The 7,050-nt window shown below is 66.5% G+C and carries 4 protein-coding genes; 3 read left to right on the plus strand and 1 reads right to left on the minus strand.

Translation table 11 applies throughout. The features are described 5' to 3' along the window. Positions 1-12 precede the first annotated feature (12 nt). The gene (locus FJU31_RS18150) at positions 13-1,551 is read left to right on the plus strand and encodes a GGDEF domain-containing protein (protein WP_150455978.1); all 1,539 of its coding nucleotides are present in this window, start codon (positions 13-15) and stop codon (positions 1,549-1,551) included. Between the two features lie 93 nt (positions 1,552-1,644). On the opposite strand, the gene FJU31_RS18155 is transcribed toward FJU31_RS18150, so the two are convergent. Then, the gene (locus tag FJU31_RS18155; RefSeq protein WP_150455979.1) at positions 1,645-2,574 is read right to left on the minus strand and encodes a DUF808 domain-containing protein; all 930 of its coding nucleotides are present in this window, start codon (positions 2,572-2,574) and stop codon (positions 1,645-1,647) included. 226 nt (positions 2,575-2,800) lie between these two features. On the opposite strand from FJU31_RS18155, the gene FJU31_RS18160 reads away from it, so the two are divergent. After that, positions 2,801-4,444 (plus strand): ABC1 kinase family protein, encoded by a 1,644-nt coding sequence (locus tag FJU31_RS18160; RefSeq protein WP_150455982.1) that lies wholly within the window; start codon positions 2,801-2,803, stop codon positions 4,442-4,444. 233 nt (positions 4,445-4,677) lie between these two features. After that, entirely contained in the window at positions 4,678-6,783 is a 2,106-nt protein-coding gene (locus FJU31_RS18165; RefSeq protein WP_150455980.1) for a phosphoglycerol transferase I, read from the plus strand. Positions 6,784-7,050: the final 267 nt, after the last annotated feature.

The raw sequence follows: 7,050 nt of genomic DNA on the forward strand, positions 1-7,050 counted from the left end.
GGATTTTTTGCCATGACGGACCAGCCCGACCACCGCCCTGCCCCCGGTACCGCCCTGGGACCGCCGGCGCACGTGCGTGCGGTGTCCGACGATGGCCGCGGTGACCGCGTGGTCCTGCGGGGCGGCACGGCCGTGGCGCTGCAGCAGCTGTTCGCCGGCGCCGATGCGCCCGAGCCGCTGCTGGCCGCCTTCGCCAATGGCATGGCGACCCTGCCCGGCGAGCTGGGCGACATGGGTGACCGCCTGCAGTCGGCCCAGGCCAGCGCCGACTGGCCGCGCTACGGCCGGGCGATGCGGCAGCTGATCGACAAATACATCCGCACCATCGAGCAGCACTCACCCGATGGCCAGCCCGACAGCCTGCGCCTGTCCGAACAGCTGCGCCTGCTGCTGGGTGGCGCGGTGGTGTCGCTGCTGCTGCACGACCCGGACCTGCGCGAGCAGGCCCAGGCGCTGGCCGGCAAGCTGCGGCAATGGCAGCCCGGTGCACCGCTGGAGCCCATCGAACAGGGCGTGCGCGAGCTGGGCCACCAGGTGGGCGTGCGTGCGGAAAGCTGGCAGGAACAGCAGGCCTTGTTGCTGGAGCTGTTTGCGCTGCTGCTGGAGAACGTCAGCGAGCTGCTGGATGACCGCAGCTGGCTGCAGGGCCAGATCGCCGCGGTACGCCAGCTGCTGGCCGGCCCGCTGGAAGCGGAGTCGGTCGAGCGCACGCGCGCCGAGCTGCGCGAGGTGATCTACAAGCAGGGGCTGCTGCGTCAGGGCATCGACGATTCCAAGGCGGCGATGCGGGGCCTGATGGGCGAGTTCATCGAGCGGATGGACGGCATGGCCGCCAGCACCGGGGAATACCACGACCGCATCGGTACCTATGCCCTGCAGCTGCGCGAGGCACGCAGCATCGCCGACCTCAACCAGCTGCTGCAGGACGTGATGCATGACACCGGCAAGGTGCAGCAGCAGGCCGCACAGGCGCGCGACCACCTGGCCAGCGCGCGGCAGGAAGTGGAACGCGCCGAGCGGCGCATCAGCGAACTGGAACAGGAACTGCGCGAGGCCGGCGACCTGGCCCGCATCGATCCGCTGACCCAGGCCCTCAACCGCCGCGGCCTGGATGAGATGCTGCAGCGGGAAATGGCCCGCGCGGCGCGCAACAACACGCCGTTGGGCCTGGCGGTGATCGACCTGGATGACTTCCACCAGACCAACGATGCCCACGGCCATGCCGGTGGCGACGCGCTGCTGCAGCACCTGGTGTCGACCTGCCGGCTGCTGCTGCGCGCCACCGATGGCGTCGCCCGCCTCGGCGGTGACGAGTTCGTGCTGGTGCTGCCGGAAACCCAGGCCGCCGACAGCATGGCGACCGTGCAGCGCCTGCAGCGCTCACTGGCCCATCGCGTGCTGACCGTGCAGGACAAGCGCGTACCGGTGCACTTCAGCGCCGGCCTGGCGCAGTGGCAGCCCGGCGATGATGCCGAGGCACTGCTGCGACGCGCCGATGAGGCGCTGTACGTGGCCAAGCGCCAAGGCAAGAACCGGGTGCAGCCAGTGTAATCCGCTCCGCCGGGCATGGCCCGGCGGCGGCGGTTGGTGGGTGCCGACCGTTGGTCGCCACGCCCTTCAATGCAGCCGAGCATGGGCTCGGCTCTACAGCTTCCCGCGCAGCTTCTGGATGCCGGTCACCGCGGCCAGCACGATCGCACCGGCAACGATGCCGACCACCATGTTCGCTGCGGCACTGATCAGCCAGCCCCACTGCCCTTCGCCACCGAAGCCCTGCACCGCGTGGTGCAGCGCCGGCACGTTGTGCACGAGGATGCCGCCACCCACCAGGAACATGGCGATGGTGCCGGCCACCGACAGGAACTTCATCAGCCACGGCGCGGACACAACCAGGCCACGACCAAACGCGGCCACCGCCCCGCCCTTGCGCGACAGGTACAGGCCCACGTCATCCAGCTTCACGATGCCGGCCACCAGCCCGTAGACAAACACGGTCATCGCCACAGCCACCACCGACAGGGTCAGCAGCTGCTGGGTGAAGGCCACGGTCGCGACCACGCCCAGGGTCAACACGATGATCTCGGCCGAGAGGATGAAGTCGGTGCGGATGGCACCCTTCACCTTGTCTTTTTCCCACGCCACCATGTCCACCTGCGCATCGGCCAGCGCCTTGCGCCGCTCGGCCTGGTGCTCGGTGTCCTCATCGGCCGAATGCAGGAAGCGGTGCGCCAGCTTCTCCACGCCTTCAAAACACAGGAAGGCGCCGCCGATCATCATCAGCGGCACGATCAGCGGCACGTTCCAGCCGCGGCTGTGCAGCCAGGCTTCCAGCGCGCTGATCGCCAGCGCCGCCGGCACCAGGATCACCTTGTTCACCAGCGAACCCTTGGCCACCGCCCACACCACCGGCAGTTCGCGGTTGGCGTTGACGCCGGTCACCTGCTGCGCGTTCAGCGCCAGATCGTCGCCCAGGACGCCGGCGGTTTTCTTTGCGGCGACCTTGGTGAGGATCGAGACGTCGTCGAGCAGGGTGGCGATATCGTCGAGCAGGGCAAACAGGCTGGCACCGGCCATGATGGATCCAAAGAGGGGATGGGCGGATTCTGACTGATCCGGTGCCTGCTGCGGAAGCGGGTTCACTGCGTGCCTACCGCGCAGCAGGGACACTGGCAGGGTCCGCCCTTCTGCCGGGCACGTCCGCCGGGCATGGCCCGGCGCTACCAGAGCAGCGCACCGCCCCGAGGAGTTCCGCTTGAGCAATCCGTCCGCCACCACGGCCAATCCCCCGCTGGTCAAGGGCATGAACCGGCGCAGCCAGATCCTGCGCCTGCTGATGCGCTACCGCCATTCGGGCGTTTTTTCCGGGATGAACCTGGAAGCCTCAGGCCCCCACTCCGATATCCCGGCCGACGGGAACCCTGACCAGTTCGTCAGCGACCTGGAGGCACTGGGACCGACGTTCGTCAAGCTGGGGCAGATGCTTTCCACGCGCCCGGACATGATCCCGGCCGAGTTCGCCACGGCCCTGGAACGCATGCAGGAGAATGTGGCGCCCATCCCGGTCGAGCGCATCCACGCCGTCATCGAGCAGGAACTGGGCGCCGGGGTCAACAAGCTGTTTGCTTCGTTCGACCCAGAGCCGCTGGGCTGCGCCTCGATCGCCCAGGTTCACCGCGCGGTCCTGCACGACGGCCGACTGGTGGCGGTCAAGGTGCAGAAGCCGGAGGTCGCTGCGCAGCTGCGTTCGGATCTTGATGCGCTGCGCAGCTTCGCCCTGGCCGCCGACCATCTCACCCAGGTTGGCCGCCGGGTACGCCTGCGCGACTGGCTCAATGAGTTCGGCAAGACGCTGATGCAGGAGCTGGACTACCGCACCGAGGCGGAGAATCTGGCCCGCTTCGGGCGCCACCTCTCGCCCTTCAAGCGGCTGTGGGTGCCCCAGCCGCTGTGGGATTACTGCGGCCAGCGCGTATTGACGATGGAACTGGTCAACGGCGTGCGCGTCGATGCAATCCCCGCCGTGCGCCGTACCGAGCAGCCGATGGATCCGCTAGCTGCCGCGCTGATCCGGGGCTATCTGGACCAGATCTTCGTGCATGGCGAGATCCATGCCGATCCGCATCCCGGCAATCTGCGGGTGACGCCCGATGGCCGCCTCGCGATCTTCGACCTGGGCATGGTCGCGCACATGCCGCCGCGCCTGCGCGAGCGCATGCTGAAGATACTGTTCGCTGCCGTGGATGGCCGGGGCGAGGAGGTGGCCGACGACCTGATCAGCATCAGTACACGCCTGGAGTCCTTTGACGAGGAGCGCTACCTGCGTGAGACCGGGCAGCTGATCGCCCGCTATGCGGCCAGCAGCAGCTTCACCGAGGGCAAGGTGGTGCTGGACATGGTGCGCATCGCCACCGCCTGCGGCCTGCGCACACCGCCGGAACTGAGCCTGCTGGGCAAGGCGCTGCTGAACCTTGAGAGCGTGTGCCTGCTGCTGGCACCGGAACTGGACACCCGCCGCATCGTCGAACGACAGCTGCAGCACGTGATGCGGGCACGCCTGAAGAAATCACTCTCAATGCCCAACCTGGCCAGCGAGGCGATGGAGCTGCAGCAGCTGCTGCGCGATGGGCCACGCAAGCTGACCGACATCATGGCATTGCTGGCCGAGAACCGCCTGCAGATGAAGGTGACCGGGCTGGAAGAATCGCGGTTGATGGAGAACCTGCAGAAGATCGCCAACCGCGTGGCGGCCGGCATCATCAGTGCAGCGCTCATCATGGCAGCGTCGTTGATGATGAAGCTGGAAACCGGCTGGCATGTCTTCGGTTACCCGGCCATCGCGCTGTTCCTGATGCTGATCGGTGTCGTGCTCGGGCTGGGCATCGTGACCAGCGCCTTGCTGTTTGATCGCCGTGCACGTGCGCGTGAGGAACGCGGGCATCGTTGAAGAAGCGGGAAATCGCGCCGTTTTTTTAATGAAATCACGTAGCGGCTTTCACGCTGGTTTTACTTGAACCGCGCGATTTCACCTCATGTAACAAACAAACATTTCAGTCAGGTTCGTGCATGCACTATCGGGTCATCAGCCTGTCATGCATGTGTGCTTGAGGCAGCGCTGGTCGGATGGACACGCGTCGGTACGACGTCCATCACCATCTCCCGTCACTGCCGAAGCCGCTTATGCTCTGGATCCTGCTGCTGTCGCTGTTGCTGTTGGCTTGGTTGTTCCTCGCCTCCGATAAGTGGGTGTGGTGGAAAGCGGGCACGTTCTCGCTGCTGCTGCTCTCCCTCAGCACGTGGTGGTTGATCGACAAGCTGTCCGGCGATGGCCTGAATGCCGCAACGCTCTACCACCTGGGCGCCGACATGGAAGGCGCCGGCATCGCTGACTTCAAGGGCTATATCGCCGGCTACATCGCGCTCGTCCTGCTTTCGCTGCTGCCGCTGTTTGCCACGCGGGTGAAGCGCTGGCGCCGTCCCGGTTACGGTGGCGCATGGTTTGCCGGCTTCGCGGTGGTGTGGATCACCACGATCATGATCAGCCCGCTGGCACGTGATGGCCAGCGCCTGTACCAGCAGCTGCGCCCGGTGGATTTCGCCCGCATCGCGCCGGAGTACCAGGTGCCGACGCAGCCGCTGCAGCGCCCGCGCAACATCGTCTGGATCTACGGCGAAAGCCTGGAACGCACCTATCTGGACGAAAACGTATTCCCGGGCCTGATGCCCAACATCAACCGTCTCGCCAGCCAATCGCTGGACGTGCGCGGGCTGGCCTCGGCCGAAGGCAGCGGCTGGACCATCGCCGGCCTGGTGTCGTCGATGTGCGGCGTGCCGCTCACCACCTCGCAGGGCGATGAAAACAGCATGGACCGCATGGGCAGCTTCCTGCCCAAGGCCGTGTGCCTGGGCGACTACCTGAAGCAGCAGGGCTACACCAACCATTACCTGGGCGGCGCCAGCGGCCGCTTCGCCGGCAAGGGCCAGTTCCTGGCCAGCCATGGTTTCGATGAAGTGCACGACCTGGAGTGGTTCAAGCAGCAGAAGAAGATCGGCCGCGTGCATTACTCGCCGTGGGGCGTGCACGACGACGTGCTGCTGGACACCGCCTACCAGCGTTTCGAACAGCTCTCGCGCAAGGGCGAGCCGTTCATGCTGACCACGCTGACCATGGACACCCACCACCCCGCCGGCCATCTGCCGGTGGCGTGCAAGGGCCAGCGTTATGAAAGCAAGTACGGCAACATCAACATGCTCAACGCGCTGAAGTGCAGCGACCGGCTGATCTCCCAGCTGGTGCAGCGCATCCAGGCCAGCCCCTACGGCAAGGACACGCTGATCGTGATCGCCTCGGACCATCTGGCGATGCCCAACGACCTCACGGACATCCTGACAAGGCAGAAGCGCGAGAACCTGCTGCTGTTCCTCGGCGATGGCATTTCCCCGCAGCAGCTGAAGGCCGACGCCGGCACCACGCTGGATTCGGGTGCGACCCTGCTCAGCCTGCTGGACCCGCAGCTGAAGACGATGGGCTTCGGTCGTTCGCTGATCGATACCCAGCGCGCGCCCAGTGCCAGCGTGGCGACCCAGCGCGATGGCGGCCGCGATTATCCGCAGTACCTGGCCTTCGCCCGCTCGCTGTGGCTGGGCGAGCCGACCCGCGAACTGAAGATCGATGGCGATGACCAGGTGGTGGTCGGCCTGCAGCATGTGCAGCCGCCGGTGCTGCTGGAGTACGACAAGGACTGGGGCCTGAAGTCGGTGTATCTGGAGAACACCTCGCGCCAGTTCGACGATGCCGACCCGGACAACACGCTGGCCTATGTGGATCGCTGCACGGCATTCGAGGATGGTTCGGCCGACGGCGATTGGTGCGCGCTGCTGGTGAACCGCGACAACGGCATCAAGCTGTTCCGCGATGACGACCTGCGTGGCGGCATCGCGGTGGATGCACCGCTGGAGTCGTTCCAGGGCCCGCGCCCGAGCGTGCGCCAGGCGCACATGATCACCCAGAAGGGCCGCCGCACCCGTGCGGGCCAGTACATGCTGGAACTGGTGGCAAGCCAGCGCCCGGACCGCGGTTTCTGGATCGAGGCGGTGTCGTCGCAGCGCAAGGTGGTGCTGGCCCAGCAGTGGGTGCAGCCGGATGCGGACGGCAAGATCAACGTCTCGTTCGGGTTGGACCACGAAGTGGATGATCTGGAGATCCGGGCGTGGTTGAACCATGCCGAGAAGCTGGCGGTGGATACGTTTGCGTTGGTGCCGTCGCGCGCACGACCGCGGGGGTAAAGGTTTTTTTGCAGGGCTTGCAGCCCTGCACCTGCAGAAGCAACAGCAACAGCGGGCTTTCCGTGGGGTGGCGGGGCACTGTGGGTTTGCGGGGACGCCGTAAATACGCCCATGTAGGCTTGGTCGCCGCTTGCTCGTGTGCGCTGTCCTGCGCACACGGCAAGACCGGGGTTGGGCGTCCTGCCCAACCCGCCCGAGGCATGCCTCGGGCCCATGCGGCTCACACCCCGCAAACCCACAGTGCCCCGCCTTCGACAGTTGGCCGGC

It is taken from the genome of Stenotrophomonas cyclobalanopsidis (assembly GCF_008710035.1).
Taxonomy (GTDB): Bacteria; Pseudomonadota; Gammaproteobacteria; order Xanthomonadales; family Xanthomonadaceae; genus Stenotrophomonas; species Stenotrophomonas cyclobalanopsidis.

Bases quoted from the DNA above. Each gene is read 5' to 3' on its own strand.
- FJU31_RS18150 (WP_150455978.1), top strand. From the start codon at position 13: ATGACGGACCAGCCCGACCACCGCCCTGCCCCCGGTACCGCCCTGGGA.
- FJU31_RS18155 (WP_150455979.1), bottom strand. From the start codon at position 2,574: ATGGCCGGTGCCAGCCTGTTTGCCCTGCTCGACGATATCGCCACCCTG.
- FJU31_RS18160 (WP_150455982.1), top strand. From the start codon at position 2,801: ATGAACCGGCGCAGCCAGATCCTGCGCCTGCTGATGCGCTACCGCCAT.
- FJU31_RS18165 (WP_150455980.1), top strand. From the start codon at position 4,678: ATGCTCTGGATCCTGCTGCTGTCGCTGTTGCTGTTGGCTTGGTTGTTC.